We start from the raw sequence: 19,051 nt of genomic DNA on the forward strand, positions 1-19,051 counted from the left end.
AATAAGCGATGACAACAGATAAAACGACGCTAGGCAGAAGATCTTTTTTAAAAGCCGCGCTTTTAGCAGGTGGCGGAATGATTTTACATTTCAACTGGCCGGGTGCTGGAGCGATGGCAAGTGAGCCAGGACCAGTAGCCGATGCTATAATTGAATTGAACAGCTATATCAAAATTTACCCAAATGGTGATGTACTATTATTTAATCCCAATCCTGAATTTGGACAGAATGTAAAGACATCTCTTCCGATGATCCTCGCAGAGGAACTGGATGTAGCCTGGGAGAAAGTAACGGTGGAGCAGGCTGATTTTTTTCCAGAAAGATATGGACGCCAGTTCACTGGTGGTAGTCAGTCGGTTCGTCAGGCTTGGCCGGTGTTGCGAACAGCGGGAGCTACTGCACGGCAGATGCTCATCATTGCAGCTTCTGAAAAATGGGCGGTACCGCTAAGCGAAATTCATACAGAAGCTGGTGTCATTTTCCACAAAAAAAGTGATCAAAAAATAACTTACGGTGAAATTGCCTCTCAGGCAGCCCAAGTTCCGTTACCAAAAGATGTGAAGTTAAAGGATGTGGTTGATTTTAAAATAATAGGTTCGTCAAAGCAGAATGTGGAACTGGATAATATTGTAACGGGTAAACCCTTGTTTACCAGTGACTATAAGCAGGAGGGTATGTTAATTGCTATGATTGTACATCCACCAGCCTTTGGGCAGGAGATCACAGCGTTTGATGATACTGCAGTACGTCAAATGCCGGGGATAAAGGATGTTTTTCTGATTGAACCGCTCGCAAAGGACTATACGCGCAATTATTTTGATACGATGAGTTTCGGCAGCTTAGCTGTAGTTGTGGGTACTTCTACCTGGGAAGTGATGCAAGCAAAGAAAAAACTGCAATTGGAACTGCAAACGGCCTCAAAAAGGAAGAATAAAGACACGCTTCAACTGGAGAGTACAGCTGGTCATTATGCAGATATGGATCGATATGCGAAGATTCCAGGGGAAGTTAAACGTAAGGACGGAGATCCGGATGCTGCATTTAAAAATGCTGCCCGCATCATTGAGCGAACGTATACAGCACCATTTTTGGTTCACAATACCATGGAGCCCGTTTCCTGTTTTGCTCATGTAACGGCAGATCTAGCGGAATTATATGCGCCTATCCAGGCACCGGAGGTCATCACAACAACCTTGGTGGCCCGATTAGGGTTGCCTAAAGAAAAGATAAAGATTAAGCTCGCCCGTATGGGTGGCGGTTTTGGACTCAGGGCTTATGGACATCATCTGGTGGAGGCCGCCGTGATCTCTCAGAAATTAAATGCTCCTGTGAAATTGATGTATACCCGTGAAGATGAAGCGACATATGGTATTTATAGACCTACTTACAGTGCAACATATCGGGCTGCTTTAGATAACAATAATCAGTTGATCGGATTTCATGTCAAGGCTGGGGGAATACCGGAATCTCCGCTACATGAAAATAGATTTCCGGCGGGAGCGGTTAATCATTATTTAGCCGAATCTTGGGCGGTTGATTCCGATATTACGATCGGAGCATTTCGTGCACCGCGATCCAATTTTATGGCTAGCGCAGAGCAGTCATTTTTGGATGAACTGGCTGTTGAAATGAAAAAAGATCCGATCGATTTTCGTCTGGAATTACTTAAAAGGGCGAAAGAACGTCCTGTTGGACAACGTAATGATTATGATGCATCACGTTACGCAGGTGTCCTGCAATTGTTGAAGGAGAAAGCCAGTTTACTAAAAAAACCCGATGGTACAGGGAGAGGCATTGCGGCTTATTTTTGCCATAATACCTATGCCGCGGCTTTGGTCGATATAGGCGTTAAGAATAATGAACCCTATGTTGTACAGGCGATTGCAAGCGTCGATTGTGGTATTGTGGTAAATCAGGATGCAGCCGTCAATATGGCGGAAGGTGCGGTGATTGACGGTATTGGAAATGCACTATACGGAGAACAATTGTTCGCAGATGGAGTACCGCAGAAAAGCAACTTCAATACTTATCGGATCATTCGTATGAGTGAGTGTCCAAAACATATCGAAGTTCATTTTGTGCAAAATCAGGAAAACCCCACAGGTATGGGAGAGCCGGTATTTCCGCCGATGTTCGGTGCTGTTGCCAATGCTCTTTTTCACCATACTGGTAAACGATACTATAACCAACCTTTTATGAAACAATACTTAGCTCACGGAACGCAGGGTTAATTCTCTATTAGCCTTTCGTCTAATTGGAGGATTGATCGTATTTATGAAAATTAAAGAACATCAGTTTTAAAATAAAAACAATAAAAAATGAAAAAAGCTATTTTTGGATTACTCTTATTTGTCTTGACAATACAGTTGTCTTTTGCACAAAAAATGAATGCAGTAGAAGAAGTGAAGGAACTGTCGAAATTGAAGTGGCAGTGGATGGCTGATAAGAATGTCGATAAACTCGCAGCATTATTCGATGATAAGTCAAAGTTTGTTCATATGAGCGGAACATGGAAGAAGAATGAAGAACTCGACATTATAAAAACCGGTAGAATCTGGTATAAGAATGCCGCTATTCATGATGTAGCGGTCGAGATCGTAGGCGATGTTGCAATTGTTTGGAATAGAATTACCTTAACAGCTGATGTGCGTGGAAATGATGCAGTAACGGAGTTTACGGTAACGGAGGTTTACAAAAAGCAAAAGAAAGATTGGAAGATGCTGACCATGACCTTTAGTAGTGTGCGTGATACGCATAAAATTGAACACTAATTGTAACTTGCAATAAGTTGTTTGATAGTATAAATTGGAATAATAGAACTCAAGCATTGTCTCTGTTCTATTATTCCAAATTTATTGACTATCAACGAGATTACAAGAATGCAGGGTGATCCAGTTTAACCGCTATGCGGTTTGCTGCATTGACCAGTCCCACATGACTGTAAGCCTGTGGGAAATTGCCCCATTGACTACCGTCTTGCTCATCGACATCCTCACTGAATAATTTAAGGTGATTACCGTAACCGATCAACTGCTTGAATACCTGTTGCGCTTCTTCTAATCTACCCACACAGGCCAGTGCTTCCACATACCAGAAGGCGCATACCAAAAATGTTGATTTCGGTTTTCCAAAATCGTCTTTATGCAGATAACGGTAAAACAGCCCATTTTCTCCTTTCAGCTCTTCTTCCAAAGCTTCGAGGTGACGTTTTGCTTTATCACTAGCGGGATCTAGATAGTTCATCATGATCAGCTGTAGGGTAGAAGCATCTAAATTGGGGTTTTTCGTAGCCGTTGTGTACACACCGCGCTCTTCATCGTAGCAGCTTTCAATATGCACACTGGCGCGTTCCCGTAATTCTTGTGCCTTAATTTTGATTTCCTCAAAACCGTACTGTTCGGCAATTTTTAAAGCTGCTGTCGCACCGGCCCACTGAAACAGATTGGAATAGCAGTGTCTGTTTTCAAAATTCCGGAATTCCCAGATCCCCGCATCGAACTCATCGATGGTGCTTTCAATTTTCTTCAGAATATAGTTGGTCCAGGATTTGGCCAAACCGGTATTCTGATGACTGAAGCGGTGGTCGGTAAACATCGGCAACAGGGCAAGCAGTGCCTGTCCGTAGACATCATTCTGAATGTGCTCAAAAGCCTGGTTCCCTAAACGCACGGGCTTATTCCCTAAGTACCCTTCCAGATGGTCAAGAGTGGTTTCTGTCAGCTGATGCTGACCCATGATGCCGTAGAGCGGTTGCAGCCGTCCGCGATCGGTCTGTGTAATGTTGGCAATGTAAGAGGCGTATTTCTCCATCTCTTCAAATTGCCCGATGTGGCTCAGGGCAGTCAGTACATAGTAGCTGTCCCGCAACCAGCAGTACCGATAATCCCAGTTACGGCCACTTCCCGGATGTTCAGGAAGACTTGTCGTACTGGCCGCGATCAAAGCACCTGTATCTTCATATTGATGCAGCTTGAGCACGAGTGCAGAACGGATCACTTCTTTCTGGCAGAAGGACGGTATAGAGGCATTTTTTACCCAACGTTGCCAATAACCTTTGGTTCTGCTTAAAAAATCTTCTGCGGTACGTTCAATCGGAGCCTCAAATGGGCTCCCGAATGTCATAACCAGATAAACCGTACTGCTCAGCACATGTGGAATATCATCGAAAAAATGGCTGACCGGCATATTGGTGGCCAAGCGCATTTTGATGTCCTCCTGTTCAAATTGGATATGGTTGCTGCCGCGGTTTTTCGTGAATCCTTGTTTTCCGTATTGATACTTAGGTGTACAGCGAACACGGATCTTTGGTCGTCCCGAAATGGGTTCTACCTTACGGACCAACATCAGTGGTTTGTAATAGCGCTCGTACTGCTCAAAACGTGGGGCAAAATCGGTGATCCGATAACTGCCTTCTTCGGTTGTCAACGTCGTACATAAAATATTGGTGTTTTCAATGTACTGCTGATCGGTATTCGTGATTTCTGAAGTGGGCAGGATCGAAAACTCACCGCCATTTTCCTGGTCCAATAAACTACCGAACACAAATGAATCTTCAAAGGTCGGCCAACATAGCCAGGTAATATTTCCGGTGATATTGACATGGGCAATGTAGGAACAATTGCCGATGATACCACTGTTATATTTATGCTTCGGTGTTTTGGTCATAAGTTTCAATTTTTTTAATTTCTGAATCTGTTCCGTTGATCTGCTGTTGTTTTACTCTATTGTAAGCAAAGTATTCGATCAGCTGAACGGCTTCTTGCTGTGTATCTACATAAAACTGCGCTGCGGACTTTTTATTGCCCACCTTAATGGTAATCGCATCGGCAGGGAGCTCTAAGAACATATCTTCATCCGTAGCATCATCACCGATTGCAAAGATAAAATCGGGGTTATAGCTGTTGACGATTTCCATTGCTGCTTTACCTTTATTGAGCTCACTATTTTTGACTTCAATCACTTTATCGCCCATTAATAACTGTAAGCCATGCTGCTGTACTAAATAGCGTAAGCTCTCCACTAATTCCAGCGCGCGAAGCTGCCCAAGCCCAGGCTGTGCTTTACGGTAATGCCAAGCTAAGGAATAAGATTTTTCCTCAATCACACAACCAGCTGTATTGTTGGCAAACTTGCTCATGATATGTTTGACCGGGATTTTCCATCGCGTAGATAAGATTGCACCGCTTTGCCATTTGTGCGTCGGATAGTTGCTCCATGCGCCATGTTCTGCGACCAGATAATACTGTCTATCGGAAAACCAGGTGTCGAGTGTCTCATGTGGTCTGCCACTAATAATCACGACTTGACTGGCATCATTTTCTTGCAGCAGATTTAAGGTGTCGTAAAGCGATTCTGTTGGTATTGCAGCTGCGGCATCGTTTTGAAAACCGATCAGGGTTCCATCGTAGTCGAGGAAGAATAACCTTCTGGTTGCACGGTTATATTGATCCAGTATCGCGAGTTTGGTCTGTTCATTGATCCTTCGGGCCATTTCATTCTGCTGAAATAACTTGATTTCACGAAGTCTGCTGAAGAATAAGCGAACCCAGTGTCTAACATTGAATTTCTTGACAATTTCAATGCTGTCATTGAGACGCATACGTTGTTCAGCGACGGGCATCTTTAAAGCTTTATAAATGGCTTCGGTAACCTGATCTGTTGCATTGGGATTAATATGGATGGCCTGTGTCAATTCTTTTGCCGCGCCTGCCAGTTCGCTTAAGATCAGCACACCATCGGTATTCTCCTTACTGGCGATATATTCTTTACACACCAAGTTCATACCGTCACGTAACGAAGTGATCAGGCAGATATCTGCTGCCACGTACAAGGCCGATAATTCCTCCAATGGAAATGAATTGTAGAAATAGGCGATAGGTGTCCATTCGTTACTGCCAAATACAGCATTGATATGGCCAACAGTACGGTCAATTTCGTCCAGTAACTGTTTATATTGAGCCACATGATCACGTGAAGGAACGACAATCATGTAGAGCACGACTTGTTCTTTTAATTCCGGGTATTTAACCAAGAGATTTTCATATGCCACTAAACGTTCAATGATGCCTTTGCTGTAATCAAGACGATCGATGCTGAGTATTATTTTCTGATCTTTATAATAATCTTTTATTGCCTGTGCACGGGTCTGGATCGGTTCGCTATTGGACAAGAGTGAGAATTTATCAAAATCGATACCCATTGGATAGACTTCGGTAAATATACTGCGCCCATCGGTATGCAGACAATTGTTCTGTACATTGAGACCAAGAATATGGGCACAGGAGTTTAGGAAATGCTGTGTATCATTAAAGGTGTGGAAACCGATAAGATCTGCTCCCAGTAGTCCTTTGAGTAATTCATTTCGCCACGGGATACTTCTAAAAACTTCATCATTTGGAAAAGGAATATGCTGGAAGAAGCCGATTGCAATGGTAGGATGCGATTGACGAACCAGTTGTGGCAATAGCATCAGCTGATAATCATGGATCCAGACTTCATCTTTTTCCTGTACATTTTGCTGGTCGACTACTGCTGAAAATTTTGCATTCACTTTTTGGTACATTTCCCAATCTGGTGTACGGTACACCGCATAGGAAGGTCTGTAATGAAAAACCGGCCATAAGACCTCATTCGAAAATCCTTCATAATAACCTTTTAGTTCCTCTTCGGTTAAAAAGACCGGAATAAGGTTGTGTTCAGCCAGTCCCTGGGTTATGATTTCTTCTTCTTGTGTGTTTAAGGGAATAATTCCGGGCCAACCAATCCATATGTTCTCATCGCTTTTGTAAACCGAACCTAAGCCTGTGGCCAGACCGCCCTCGCTCGGGATAAACTGCAGTTCGTTGTTTTTACGTTCAATGCGTATGGGTAATCTATTGGAAACGATAATTGTTCTTTTCTTATACATGTTTTTCTCTAATTTTTGATGGTCTCTTTACAGATGGCCATCTGTTGTTAACGGGCTCGATATTGACTAAGTTTTTGTTCTAAAATGGGTTTTAATTTTCATGTACATAGCCTGGACTACTGCCTACTTTTGCGTTATGCTGTGCGTTTAATGCCCAGTGGTTGTGTTGAAGCAGCCTTGGGCTTGGAAGCGTGTCATCTGTATTTTGCATCGTGATTATAATTGCTGTATTTATAAATTATGATGTGCTGTCGTTTACTGTTACCCGATGCAACTTGAGTCGTGCCGAAAATGGATAGCAGTAAATTACAGCCATATACAAGCGAATTTCCAGCCAAAAAAGCCTCTTGAAGCGGTAAAAAAGAGGTGGTTGTGCCACCAGGTATTTATACCTAGATCATGCGCTATTTTAGTATAGGGCTTGCTTCACAGCACATTAGCGCCTAGTCTGACGAATAAATGCTGTTTATAATCGAGGTGAGGACAAAATAGATTTTATCGTTTGGGAAATACATGTTAAAATTGGGTATTTATACCCGTTAAGATAACGAGGCTCTCTACTAGTAAATGAATTATTATCCTATGCGGAAATGATAAAAATGAACTTTTAATGATCGGTGGTTGTTTGTAGTTAAAGATTTCACTTAGTACCACTAACAATTAAAATATATGATGGAATATATTGATACGACAACATTAGACAAAGTTGGTCAGTTTTTAAAAGATAACCAGCTCAAGGTCTTTATAGGAGAAAGTATGACGGGTGGTTTTCTCGGCAGTGTGCTGAGTATGCAGACGGACTCTGGATCTTATTTCTTAGGAGGAGTGACGAGTTATGCGACAAGTGTCAAAAAGTCGTTGTTGCAGGTAGATGAACATAGCATTTCATACTTTACTCCAGAGTCATCGGAAGTCACGTTTGAAATGCTGGAGGGGCTTAAAAAATTAGTGGAGGCCGATGTTTATGTGGCGATAACCGGGATGGCTTTTGCGGATTCATCCACTGAACATCAAGCTGAGGTGGGCGATATCTTTATAGCCATATGCTTTAGTGGTATCCATATGCGAAAAACACTGCACTGTGTAGACTGCGATGCTGCCCAGATTTATATCACCGCAGTCAACCATATTATCCATGAACTGTACCGGTTCACCCTTGATCTGGATGATTAGCAATTTTTTTACAGATCATCTAAAAGCATACTGGGTGGGAATTCTTCAACAATAGGGAAGTAGAGGTAAACGGTCGTTCCTTTTTCTTCTTCAGAATCTATTTTGATGGTTCCCCCTAATCTTTCCATAATACGCTTCACTAAGGAAAGACCAACACCTGTTCCTTCGATGTGATCCACATTTTTTCCCCTTTTAAAAATCTCAAATATGCTGTGCAGGTTTTCTTTGGGAATACCGATACCCTGATCTTTTATCTTATAACAGACCTGCTCATCTTCAAAATAGCTGTCAATGTGAAGCTTTACGCCGGCGGTGCCAGGACTGTACTTGATCGCATTGCCGATGATGTTACTGAAGATCTGATACAAAGCACTTTTCTCACCCCATACCGGAAGCAATTTACCGTAATCAACCGTTGCTAAAGCGGGATTGTGCAGGATAATACTTTCTTTATAGATCTGATCCAATGTGTATGCCATCGGAATCGGATCTTTCGTGAAGGTTCCGGTTTTACGTTGGGAAAGTAACACGACATTGTTGATGATACTTTCAATACTTTCCGTGCTGGCGATCAGATTGCTGTACCATTTTTGCAGTGCTGCGGGATTGAGAGACTGTTTACTGTTCTGTAAAAATTGGATCCCCATTTTGAGAATGGATAATGGATTTTTTAAATCGTGGGAAAGTGTAAAGGTTAACATCTCCAATTCATTGTTGAGTGCTAACAGCTGTTCACTCCATTGTTGCTTGTCTTTTAATTTTCCAACAATGGATTCCTTTAAAATTTGATTTAGGCGTAGTACAAAACTGATTTCGACATCGTTCCACGGGGTAGCGATATCGTAATTAACACTTTCAGTGAGGTCTATCTGTTTAATCCCATCGTTGCCATCTGTTTGGGGAGTGACATGCATCTCCATTACATTGCTCACGGTTTCTTTTCGGAACCAAATCAGGACCTGATCACTCAAAAGCCCTATCTTAAGATACATAAGTCCTGCAAAAGGTAATTGTCCTTTAATCTTTTCCCCATGGCTTTCTCTAAAATTGTTATCCTTAAATAAGGCTTTTTCGGAGTGGGTCTGAATAAAGGTTATGATCTCATATAGCTGTCCTTTATTCGGACAGATTCCGTGAAAATAAACATCACCCTGATTAAATATGGCCAGACCGTCTGCATTGACTATGTCCATGATGGTACCCATATGTTGCACAAGGGCACAATTGGCCGTCTTGTATTTTAACAAATCAATTTTCAGATTGACTTCCACGTCTTTTAGAAGTTTGCCTCGCTCCAGCAGATCCTGATTGATGTAGTTTTCATATTTACTGGTGGCATTTTGGATCATAAAAGTACAGAGCTTTCGCTGCTGCAGATCGATATTCTTTTCTTTGTGATGATGCCCAATTAAAAGCCCCCAAAACTGTCCACCTACATGTATAGAAAAAAACAGAGCACTTGTAACTTCCTTTTCCGATAGGAAGAGCCGGTGCAGTTCTGGAACTGGAGCCAACTGACTCTCCAGTAGATTGATCTTTGGATCAATGGAATAGAACTGTTGCTGGTTATCCCGTAGATTGGGACTATAGCGGTATGAACACATGCTGTAATAGGGGAAAACCTCTTTCGGCATAAAGCTTTTCGAGAATTCTATATTCCGGTAATATGCTTTCCCGTCTAACGTATCTTCTGCAATGACCTGGCTATAACCTGTTTCCTGCACCTGAACGACAAATACATGGTCATAATGAAGGATCCGGTTAATAGCGTGGCAGACCAGATCCCAGTTGTTGGGTTTTATAGTGTCTAAAAGGAAACTAAACTCATTTATTTTTTTTGCCGAAGTATATTTTTTATACTGCTCCTCCCATTCGATAAACAAATGATCATCGTGTAAACTTAATTTGAGATAGATTCTTTTATTGGGTAATTTGAGGGGCAAGATCTGTCTCGGATATTTTTTATCCCGTATATTTTCCAATACCTGACATATTTTTACAAAATGTTTTCCAAATAAATCAGCAAAATAGAGATCAAATTTAGATCCTAAAATAAGATTATGTTCAGTTTGATTGACCGTATGAAGAACATTTTCGCTTACTCCTGTGATATGAAAATCAAAATCAAGGACAATGAGACTACCAAATTGTTGAATGAAGTTAATGGGTAAAGGCACGTTGTTTTCCATTTTATTAATTGCGTTGGAGCATGCTAAATTTAATAAAAAAAATGAATTACTTCCATCAGTGGAGGCAGTATTGAATTATTAATTCTTAAAAAAAAATTAAATGTTTCCTAAATATAAGGATTAAAATAGGAAAAACTCTTTTTTTTATTTTAATCAATTTTTTATTTGATTTTTTTGTTTGAACATTCATTCACATTGATAATTGAAAATGAATTCTTTATGCGACATAAATCTTAGAATTAGTTTTCAGCGTATATATACGTATTGTAATTAAGTATAAATTTTTGTAGTAACGGTGCGATCTTTGCTTCAGGCTATCTGCATCTTTAAGTGTTATGCAAATAACCTTATTTCATGACATCAGAGTATGAACAAACGGGAGGAATTTTATAAAATAGTAATCAAGGAATATGAGAAGCGGAATTTGAAGTATGGACAGGTTCTGAGGGAAAATATTGCCCAGGATCTATATGCAATACGCTTGAATTTGCAACGCTATGCGATGGAGCATGGTAACTCGGTTGAGTTGGATAATACCAAAAATATGGTCACCGACACGATCAGTAAAGTACAGCATTTATCAAACATTTTGTTAAATGGTGTTTTACGTGACTTTGGATTGAAAAGAGCCTTGGAAGATCATTTTCTGGTTAGCAATCCAAATAACGATATTGCTGTGGATAAGCAAGTGAACGACTTGGATTTTAGCTGTCAGTTGCTCATCTTTCATATGGTCAGGTATGTTGTCTCGGCAATTGTAACAGATGAACTACCGTTTTTAGGGATTCATCTATATGCCGATGATCATGATTTATATCTTGAAGTATATGGACTTAACAATAATTATATAGATAAACTTAAACAAAGCAATAGTAAAAAAATTAAAAAACTGCAAAACCGCGTTAATCTGCTTGAAGGATCACTAACATTTGCAAGTGACAATCAAGAGAATAAGATAGTAGTTATTGTAAAACTAAATTAAATATGGTTAAAATTGTTATAGCTGAAGATCATCTAGTTGTCCTCAATGGAGTGAAACTATTATTGGAATCGCAATCTGATCTGGAAGTTATTGATCAGGGAACGAATGGTAATGAGGTATTGGAAATCATGAGCAAAGGGAATATTCCAGATGTTCTGATAACCGATATTAATATGGCAGATATGGATGGGCTGGAACTCATATTGAAAGTGAAATCGCAGTACCCGTCTGTAAAAATAATTGTTCTCTCCATGTTGAATAGTTTACAGCATGTACTGCAAGCTTTTAAGAATGGTGCGAATGGCTATCTCGTCAAAAATGTAGGATATGAGGAAATGCTGTATGCCATTAGACATGTTGCCAACGGTGGACAGTTTATCTGTGAAGAGATTGGAGGTATTATGCTCGATACTTTACAGAAATCACCCACTGCTTTCTTAAACATTGAACAGATCATGGAGAAGATGGGGCTTTCGGAAAGAGAGATGGAAGTACTGGAGCTCATAGGTGAGGGATTTACGAATATGCAGATCGCTGATAAACTATTTTTAAGCAAACGTACTGTTGAAGGACATAGACAGAATTTACTGGAAAAAACCGGTGTGAAAAATACGGCCGCGCTGATTAAGTATGCAATTAGAACAGGGTTAATGCAATAATGGAACAAAGAAGGTTAACAATAATAATAAATGAAAGGGAGCACAGGTATTAATACCTGTGCTTCTTTGTTTTAATGCGTATATCGTGATATTGAGCAAACAATCACCCTGATACAGTCGTTATTTATGTATACATCAATTTATAACACTATGAAAAACTTCAAATTAGCGGCATTATCGGGAATTATAGTTTTAGGTATAATGGGTTCATGTCAGAATGACTCAAAAAGTAACAACAGTGAAGGTAATAGTAGTACAATTGCTCCCTCTGCAGGTGATGAAACACGCTACAATTTAAGCGAACAGCAGGAAATGACTTTGCAGGGCGATACGATTAAAATAGATTCCACAAAAAGTGATTCTATTAAATAACTTAAGAAATCATGGAAAACAATTTTGATAACAAGACTAATTTCTCAGAGGAAGAAGTCCCAAAGGAAGCACATGAAGAACAGGGTGATAAACCTGCTGCCAAAACGATCCCATGGGCAATTTGGATTGCAGTAATTGTCATGATCATTGTCTTCCTTTATATGTGGCAACGATAATTTTGACATCAGGCATTCCACATCGGCATTGTTTTAAATCTTTAGGTTGTTAGCGCCAACCTAAAGATCAGGTAAAGCACAGTGCTGATTGTGGAATGCTTGCTTTTAGCACGCGCTCAATACGATTCTTATAACCCAATATAAGAAGTTATACCTACCTGCTTTAATCTCTTGTATTGGGAAGATTAACAAGTTCACTAAAAATTATTCTTATGAAAGTAACGACATCAAAACATCCTGCGTATCCGCAACCGCCATTTAAGAAACAGGATCAGCCTGTGCCGGGCGTATCCAAGAAAATGGATCCCGTGCCCGACCATGGAGAGAAATCATATATTGGAAATAATCTGCTAACCGGGCTGGTCTGCTTAATCGCCGGCGGAGATTCAGGTATCGGCAAAGCGGTTGCCATAGCCATGGCAAGGGAAGGTGCTGATATTGCAATTATCTATCTGGATGAGGTCGAAAGTGAAGATGCTGCAGATACAGCGAGCTGGATTGAAAAGGCTGGAAGAAAAGCACTGTTGATTCAAGGAGATATACGGGAAGAATCTTTTTGTGAGTCCGCTATTAAGCATACGATCAAGGAATTTGGAAGACTGGATATTTTAATCAACAATGCGGCTTATCAGATGAGTTATCAGTCTGTGACCGATATCTCTGCCGAAGAATGGAATAAGACATTTGAAACGAATGTGAGCGGGATGTTTTATCTGACCAAACATGCCAAGCCACATCTCCCCAAAGGTGGGAGTGTGATCAATACGACTTCTGTCAATGCTTATGATCCTAATCCATCTTTGTTGCCCTATGCAGCGACAAAAGCGGCGATCCAAAATTATACCGCAAGCCTTGCCCAGCAATTTTTTGAGGACGGTTCAGATATCCGGGTCAATGCTGTTGCACCCGGACCGGTGTGGACACCATTGATTCCGAGCACCATTCCTGATCATGAAAAATTTGGAGCCAATACACCGATCGGCCGACCTGGTCAGCCTGCAGAGCTGGCACCTATTTATGTATTTTTAGCGTCAGCAGCGGCTTCTTATATTTCGGGAGCGACAATACCGGCTACCGGAGGACGTGTCACCATCTAGTATGATGCATTTATAAACACACAAAAAAAAGCTAGCATTTATAAAATGCTAGCTTTTTTTTATCTGACCGGAAGACTACACTGCTCCGCGTGCGGCAGCTAGACAGTCATCACCATATTTTAAAATATGATCTTTATCCTGAGCAGAGATTTTCTTTTCTAAGAATGCTTTCTCCACATCAGTTCTGTCCTCAATGATATCTTTTTCGGCTTCAACAATATCATCGTTTGTTTTCGCATTGATGCGATCTACAATTGACTTACCTAAGTCTGAAGCCAATTCTTTTGCTTTACTATTTGATAATGCAGGCATCGCAATTTTAGCTACTGCTGCATTTGCCGCGGCCATATTGGAATAGACTGTTTTTTCCATATCAATATTCGCTGCTTTATCAGAAGCTTTTTCAGCATCAGTGGCAGCATCCATTGCTTTCTCTTCTGTCTGTTCCATTGCTTTTTCTGCTTTTTCCTGTGGTGTGTTGTTACATGCGTATAGTGTAGCGGCAGATAACGCCATTGTCAATAATGCTACTTTTCTCATAATATATGTGTTTTTGTGAATTTCTAATTTTTTAATACTACCAGTTATACCAGGATGTCACCTTCTCTTCCTTGATCACCCAGATCGCCACCTATGGCATTAATCAGTGTGACGGCATAGGAAACAAGTTTATGATGTTTGGTATCCCAGTAATGTGCCTTTTCAGGAACGATCTTAAATAAAATGATATTGGGATCTTCACGGCCTTTTTCAAACCAACCTTCTACAAATTTGTTCCAGTATTTGTCAATTCTTTGCTGATCATCGACGGCTTCCGCACTTCCGTATAAAGCGAGGTACTCCATGGAAGAAGGATCTGAAAAGTACAGCTGAACCTTTTTGTCACGGCTTATATTTTTATACTTATCGCTTTGTTTGGATGCAAGAAACCAGATATTACCCAAATCGTCCACTTCTTGAACACTCATCGGAGTGGATTCGAATGGTGGCTGTTTCAGATCGGTACAGAAAAAACAATAATTGATGCCTTCAGCAAGCTCTTTGATTTTTTGTCGAGCTTCTTCTCTGTTTATAATATTCTCTTGGCTCATATTAATGGCGTTAAATGTTTGTTTAAAATGATATTTGGATACCTTTTGCGATAACTAGCAATAAGGAGATACAGATTGATCTCGAACTTGTTATCTTCTGGATTTAAGTAAGTCGGTCGGGCAAGAGCTTTTACCGCCATCCAACATGGCTAGCAATCCACTTTTTTTATGATTTGATTCGCAGTATTTCCATATCGCTAGGGCTACAATTGCTCCGCCTAACCAGAAGAGATTCTTATTACATTTTGCTTTTTTCTCTTTTCTAAAAGCTTCTTTACCGTAACGATGTGGGGAAGTGCCACTGCTTTCGTTGACTTGTTCAAATTCTTCTTTTAATTGTGAGTTTTCCATGATTGAATCTTTTTTGTTAACTATTGCGCTTCATTAATAAAACAACCGGTGAGGGGTAAAAGTTTGTTTTAAACTTAAAAACACATTTTTTTGATTGTATATCCAGTTGTTTTAATGAACTTATTTCATCTTCGGTAATCATCCTATTTTGAAGTAGGAGGGACTGTACCACTTGGTATATTGGAAGTTGTATCCCGGTAATTGACCGTGGTGGAGTCCTGATTGACGCTATCTGGATAAATGGGATTTCCCTGATCATCGATCGTGTCTGAATACTTTTTATCAGTGTCTTTATTATCATTATTGGCATTGCCACATCCTGTGACCATAGCCAGGCTTATAAAAGCTCCTAAAATTAGGGACGTCATGTTCATGATTGAATTGTTATGTTAAAAAATTATGATCTAGTTTATTCATCTATTTTGATCGATCGCCCACATCAGTGAGGTGATCAATTATTGTGATGACTTTTTGATGAAGTTGTTTCCACCGCAATGCCCTGGAATCAGGATAGCTGATACATCTTGAGTTTCTGTTGCAAAGTCTTTCTCGTCTGGTGAATGCGTGATTTAACTGTTCCTTCCGGTAGGTTAAAGGCTTCGGCAATCTCGTGATATTTATAACCATCGAGATAAAGCTTAAATATTTCTGCATTATCGGCCGATACGCTTGCCAGAGCTTTTTGGATATCATCCTGTATCATTTTGTCTTCATTTAAGTTTTTTGATACGGTATTGAAATAGTCTGTATGAATATATTCTTCATAGATTAAATGCTTACGTTTTTCTCTTCTATACTGGTTGATATAGATATTTTTCATAATCACATACAACCAGGTCATTAATTTTGGATCATTGATGAAATTATGAACTGATTTTAACGCCCGAATAAACGTTTCCTGTACCAAATCCTCTTTTTCATCGTAATCATTGGTAAATTGGCTAGCGAAATGATTCAGTTGTTGTCTTTTTTCCTGGAATAAGACATTTAAATTTGCATGCTCCATATTATCCTCCATTAATTTAAAAGTGTTACTAATTTAACGGTCATTTGGCATTAAAAGTTTAGCCTTTAATAGGGTATAGCTAATGGTTTTATGGGGCTAGGTATAAGTACCACTGTGGTCCGTACGGTCAAAATCTGCATCATTTCTGCCATAGATCATATTTTTGACAATTAAAGATTTTCCCTGACCGATCGTATCCATAGTGAAAGGGGTGTTTGTTCAAAGCGATTGCGCATTTACCACATACGCGGTATAACACATAAAATCAGTCATTTATAGGTGGAAACACCTGTTGTGTCGGTGTGAAATACCCTTAAAGTAATATGAATTGAACTTTTACCTGTTCGGATTGATTCTTTATTTAAGAGATCATAACGTATTACTTAATTAAAAAAGGAGTAAGATGGAAAATTTAGAAAACAAAAACCTTCAAGAAGGAGAGATGACCAAGGAGATCGAGGAAAAAACCGCTCAATTGCCTTCAAAAGTATTCTTATGTGCAGCCATCACGGCCATGATCGGCGCAGCAGCTTTAAAATGTGTCGGACACAAACATAGTGCACTATTTGTCGGGCAATGGGTAGCACCGTTTCTGCTGTTTGGAATTTACAATAAGATCGTGAAAACTCAGGGACACGATCAGCAGGATAATAAAAATGCATAAGGTATATTCTTACTATAGATGAAGATAAATCACTAACATTCATATTAAAATCATGATCAGAAATTTAAAATTATGGGGTATATTTCTAGGAATTATTTCCCTGTTAGCCTTTAAACAGCAAAATGCTGAACAGGAATTTATAACGAAAGCTTATATGTCCAATCAATATGAAATTGCTATTGCTAAACTGGCCAGTGAGAGATCGAATAATGATGCGGTTAAAAATTATGCAAGCATGTTGATCGATGACCATCAAAAATTAATCGGCGATTTGCAAAAGATGTCAAGTACACTTGGCTTTACATTGACGGATGGCCTGGATGCCGATCATCAAAAGAAGTGGGATATGGTAAAAGGGAGTGACAGTACCAGCTTCGATCAAGCTTTTAAAGATGAGGCGATTGCCTCCCATCAGCAGGCGATCGATTTATTTGAAAAAGCAAGCAGCAATGAGCAGATCAAAGATGTCGGTCTTAAAAACTGGATCATTGGTACCTTACCTTCTCTTAAAGCACACTTGGACCAAGCCCGTGTATTAGTGGCAAATGGAGCAACTGAAACAGCTTCGACTATTCCGCCCTATACTAAGGGGGGATAGTGAAGAAAAGAATTAATTTTATAATAAGCTTAAGTCATGTTTAGATCACGTTAAGAAGGTATTTATGCTTTCCTTAACGTGATTTTTTTAGCAAAAGGGTTTTCCCTCTTTACCCACTCTTATGCATGATCATACATCTTCAACTTTTGCTGCAGCGCTTTACGCGTCATATGAATGCGTGACTTGATGGTGCCTTCTGGAACTTGAAGCAGTTCCGCAATTTCATGATACTTATAACCATCTAAATGCAAACGGAAAATCTCTGCATTTTCGGTGGATAGGCTATCAATTGCTTTTTGAATATCTTCGTTAATCATTTTGTTTTCTGATAAATTAGTACTTATATATGCACTGGAATCAGCGTGTAAAAAGTAATCATAGATCACATTTTTTCGCTTTTCTTTGCGATATTGATTGATGTAAACATTTTTCATGATGACATAGAGCCACGTCACTAATTTCGGATCATTGATAAAATCATGGATAGATTTTAATGCCCTTAAATACGTTTCTTGTATCAGATCTTCTTTTTCGTCATAATCTGATGTAAATTGACTTGCAAAATGACTTAGTAATTGTCTTTTTTCCTGGAAAAAGACATTTAAATTTACATTCCCCATCTGGACCTCCTTCTTAACACCAACTTGATCCTTATATAACGTTAAATTTAAGATAATAGTTTGATAATAAGTAAGGTAAAGGGTGTGAGATGTAATAATACGTATAAAGTGCAAGAAGTGTCTTTTGATAAAAAAGGGGATGGTTAGCATTTTTACCTAGATATCATCCATTTTAAGAACTTTTTAAGAGAGAGGTCAGATTTATAGAAAAGGTATTTAATACTTATAAAAGGCAGAGTCTCTGCATGTAGGTCAAGAGCGATCTCTCTCGTGGTATTGACCTTTGGTTCTACCGACTAGCTGGTCAGGCATATATGGTCGTCGGTTGTACATTTATATAGCTTGTGATTCGATTTTACCATGTAGATCAGCACATACGGATATGACAACCTACATGGTAAAAAATGTGTACTTAAAGTTTTCATCGATCGGATTGACAGTTATCAGGATAGCACCTTGATCATCGACTGATTTAGCGATTACAAGAAATTGCCTCGATTATCTTCCGTTTCAAGTCCTTCTGCTTCAAGATCCTGATCATTATGATCGAAATCTTTATTTTCATTATTATTTTGATCAGAGAAATCTCTTTCTTCCAAAAATTCATCTTGGTCTTCTTCTGGAAATTCGCTCGGTGTATCTTGTCCAAGATCATCTTTTTCCTCAACCGGCAACTCATCGTCAGGTTCTATTTCTTCCAGTTCATCTTCATCTTGCTCAGGAAGTTCCAACGGATCTTCATCATCGGGATCAATGTCACTTTCATCAGGACGCTGATTTAATGGATCGATGGGGTCAATTAAATCATCACGATCTCTGCGATCATCACGATCCTCATCCTCTAAAGCGTCTTCATTCAGTCCTGAATCTTGATCATCTGCTTCGTCCGGTACAAAATTTGGATCCTCTAACTCCGGATCAGGATTGGAGGATGGATTTTCTGCCTGCTTTTGCTCGCGAAGATCGTTTTCATTGTTAGCAGATCTGTTCGGGTCGGTATTGGTAAGAATTGGTACAATAATAAGACCTAGTCTTTTTGTTGCTGTTGTTTTATTTAAGTCCATAGTTCTAATTTTTTTATGATGTGATTTGTAAGAAGAACAGCTTTCAGAATGAAATAGTTGGTTCGTTAAATACCTGAAATATTGGAGAAGTACGCAGGTGAT

Annotated in this window: 20 protein-coding genes; 10 read left to right on the plus strand and 10 right to left on the minus strand. The window is 39.6% G+C overall.

Annotated elements, in window-relative coordinates:
- Positions 1-8 precede the first annotated feature (8 nt).
- Positions 9-2,231: a xanthine dehydrogenase family protein molybdopterin-binding subunit gene (locus WH188_RS14130; protein ID WP_339424189.1), complete on the plus strand. Its 2,223-nt coding sequence runs from the start codon at positions 9-11 to the stop codon at positions 2,229-2,231.
- An 87-nt stretch (positions 2,232-2,318) separates the two neighbouring features.
- Positions 2,319-2,771 (plus strand): nuclear transport factor 2 family protein, encoded by a 453-nt coding sequence (locus WH188_RS14135; RefSeq protein ID WP_339424190.1) that lies wholly within the window; start codon positions 2,319-2,321, stop codon positions 2,769-2,771.
- A gap of 100 nt (positions 2,772-2,871) precedes the next feature.
- Here WH188_RS14135 and WH188_RS14140 read toward each other — a convergent pair whose 3' ends face one another.
- On the minus strand, positions 2,872-4,665 hold the full coding sequence (locus tag WH188_RS14140; protein WP_339424191.1) for a glycoside hydrolase family 15 protein: 1,794 nt from the start codon (positions 4,663-4,665) through the stop codon (positions 2,872-2,874).
- A complete protein-coding gene (locus WH188_RS14145) occupies positions 4,643-6,907 on the minus strand; it encodes a bifunctional alpha,alpha-trehalose-phosphate synthase (UDP-forming)/trehalose-phosphatase (RefSeq protein WP_339424192.1) in 2,265 nt (754 codons plus the stop codon). The genes WH188_RS14140 and WH188_RS14145 overlap by 23 nt, the downstream gene beginning before the upstream one ends.
- A gap of 672 nt (positions 6,908-7,579) precedes the next feature.
- Here WH188_RS14145 and WH188_RS14150 point away from each other — a divergent pair.
- On the plus strand, positions 7,580-8,080 hold the full coding sequence (locus tag WH188_RS14150; RefSeq protein ID WP_339424403.1) for a CinA family protein: 501 nt from the start codon (positions 7,580-7,582) through the stop codon (positions 8,078-8,080).
- Positions 8,081-8,088: 8 nt separating this feature from the next.
- On the opposite strand, the gene WH188_RS14155 is transcribed toward WH188_RS14150, so the two are convergent.
- On the minus strand, positions 8,089-10,269 hold the full coding sequence (locus WH188_RS14155; RefSeq protein WP_339424193.1) for a GAF domain-containing sensor histidine kinase: 2,181 nt from the start codon (positions 10,267-10,269) through the stop codon (positions 8,089-8,091).
- 367 nt (positions 10,270-10,636) lie between these two features.
- Here WH188_RS14155 and WH188_RS14160 point away from each other — a divergent pair, with 367 nt between their 5' ends.
- The 5 genes from WH188_RS14160 to WH188_RS14180 all read left to right on the plus strand — a co-directional run bounded on the left by WH188_RS14160 (position 10,637) and on the right by WH188_RS14180 (position 13,555).
- A complete protein-coding gene (locus tag WH188_RS14160) occupies positions 10,637-11,251 on the plus strand; it encodes a hypothetical protein (protein WP_021190108.1) in 615 nt (204 codons plus the stop codon).
- A 2-nt stretch (positions 11,252-11,253) separates the two neighbouring features.
- Positions 11,254-11,910, plus strand: coding sequence for a response regulator (locus WH188_RS14165; protein WP_021190107.1), 657 nt, complete (start codon positions 11,254-11,256; stop codon positions 11,908-11,910).
- Positions 11,911-12,060: 150 nt separating this feature from the next.
- The gene (locus WH188_RS14170) at positions 12,061-12,282 is read left to right on the plus strand and encodes a hypothetical protein (RefSeq protein WP_132768062.1); all 222 of its coding nucleotides are present in this window, start codon (positions 12,061-12,063) and stop codon (positions 12,280-12,282) included.
- A gap of 11 nt (positions 12,283-12,293) precedes the next feature.
- On the plus strand, positions 12,294-12,458 hold the full coding sequence (locus WH188_RS14175; protein WP_165905828.1) for a hypothetical protein: 165 nt from the start codon (positions 12,294-12,296) through the stop codon (positions 12,456-12,458).
- Between the two features lie 212 nt (positions 12,459-12,670).
- Complete coding sequence (locus tag WH188_RS14180) at positions 12,671-13,555, plus strand: SDR family oxidoreductase (protein WP_339424194.1); 885 nt, start codon at positions 12,671-12,673, stop codon at positions 13,553-13,555.
- A gap of 75 nt (positions 13,556-13,630) precedes the next feature.
- On the opposite strand, the gene WH188_RS14185 is transcribed toward WH188_RS14180, so the two are convergent.
- The 5 genes from WH188_RS14185 to WH188_RS14205 form a co-directional block, all read right to left on the minus strand.
- Positions 13,631-14,095 carry a hypothetical protein gene (locus tag WH188_RS14185; RefSeq protein WP_021190310.1) on the minus strand — a complete coding sequence of 155 codons (465 nt, stop codon included), beginning with the start codon at positions 14,093-14,095 and terminating at the stop codon, positions 13,631-13,633.
- Between the two features lie 44 nt (positions 14,096-14,139).
- The gene (locus WH188_RS14190; RefSeq protein WP_339424195.1) at positions 14,140-14,646 is read right to left on the minus strand and encodes a pyridoxamine 5'-phosphate oxidase family protein; all 507 of its coding nucleotides are present in this window, start codon (positions 14,644-14,646) and stop codon (positions 14,140-14,142) included.
- 90 nt (positions 14,647-14,736) lie between these two features.
- Positions 14,737-14,997, minus strand: coding sequence for a hypothetical protein (locus tag WH188_RS14195; protein ID WP_132768068.1), 261 nt, complete (start codon positions 14,995-14,997; stop codon positions 14,737-14,739).
- A 143-nt stretch (positions 14,998-15,140) separates the two neighbouring features.
- Positions 15,141-15,371, minus strand: a complete 231-nt coding sequence (locus WH188_RS14200; protein ID WP_339424196.1) for a hypothetical protein — start codon at positions 15,369-15,371, stop codon at positions 15,141-15,143.
- A gap of 131 nt (positions 15,372-15,502) precedes the next feature.
- The gene (locus WH188_RS14205; RefSeq protein ID WP_132768072.1) at positions 15,503-16,015 is read right to left on the minus strand and encodes an RNA polymerase sigma factor; all 513 of its coding nucleotides are present in this window, start codon (positions 16,013-16,015) and stop codon (positions 15,503-15,505) included.
- 391 nt (positions 16,016-16,406) lie between these two features.
- On the opposite strand from WH188_RS14205, the gene WH188_RS14210 reads away from it, so the two are divergent.
- Positions 16,407-16,667, plus strand: a complete 261-nt coding sequence (locus WH188_RS14210; protein WP_021190315.1) for a hypothetical protein — start codon at positions 16,407-16,409, stop codon at positions 16,665-16,667.
- A gap of 52 nt (positions 16,668-16,719) precedes the next feature.
- Positions 16,720-17,265, plus strand: coding sequence for a DUF4142 domain-containing protein (locus WH188_RS14215; protein ID WP_132768076.1), 546 nt, complete (start codon positions 16,720-16,722; stop codon positions 17,263-17,265).
- 119 nt (positions 17,266-17,384) lie between these two features.
- On the opposite strand, the gene WH188_RS14220 is transcribed toward WH188_RS14215, so the two are convergent.
- Positions 17,385-17,885, minus strand: a complete 501-nt coding sequence (locus WH188_RS14220; protein ID WP_339424197.1) for an RNA polymerase sigma factor — start codon at positions 17,883-17,885, stop codon at positions 17,385-17,387.
- 479 nt (positions 17,886-18,364) lie between these two features.
- A complete protein-coding gene (locus WH188_RS14225) occupies positions 18,365-18,949 on the minus strand; it encodes a hypothetical protein (RefSeq protein WP_339424198.1) in 585 nt (194 codons plus the stop codon).
- Between the last annotated feature and the right edge of the window lie 102 nt (positions 18,950-19,051).

This window comes from Sphingobacterium sp. MYb388, from assembly GCF_037479535.1.
GTDB lineage: Bacteria > Bacteroidota > Bacteroidia > Sphingobacteriales > Sphingobacteriaceae > Sphingobacterium > Sphingobacterium anhuiense.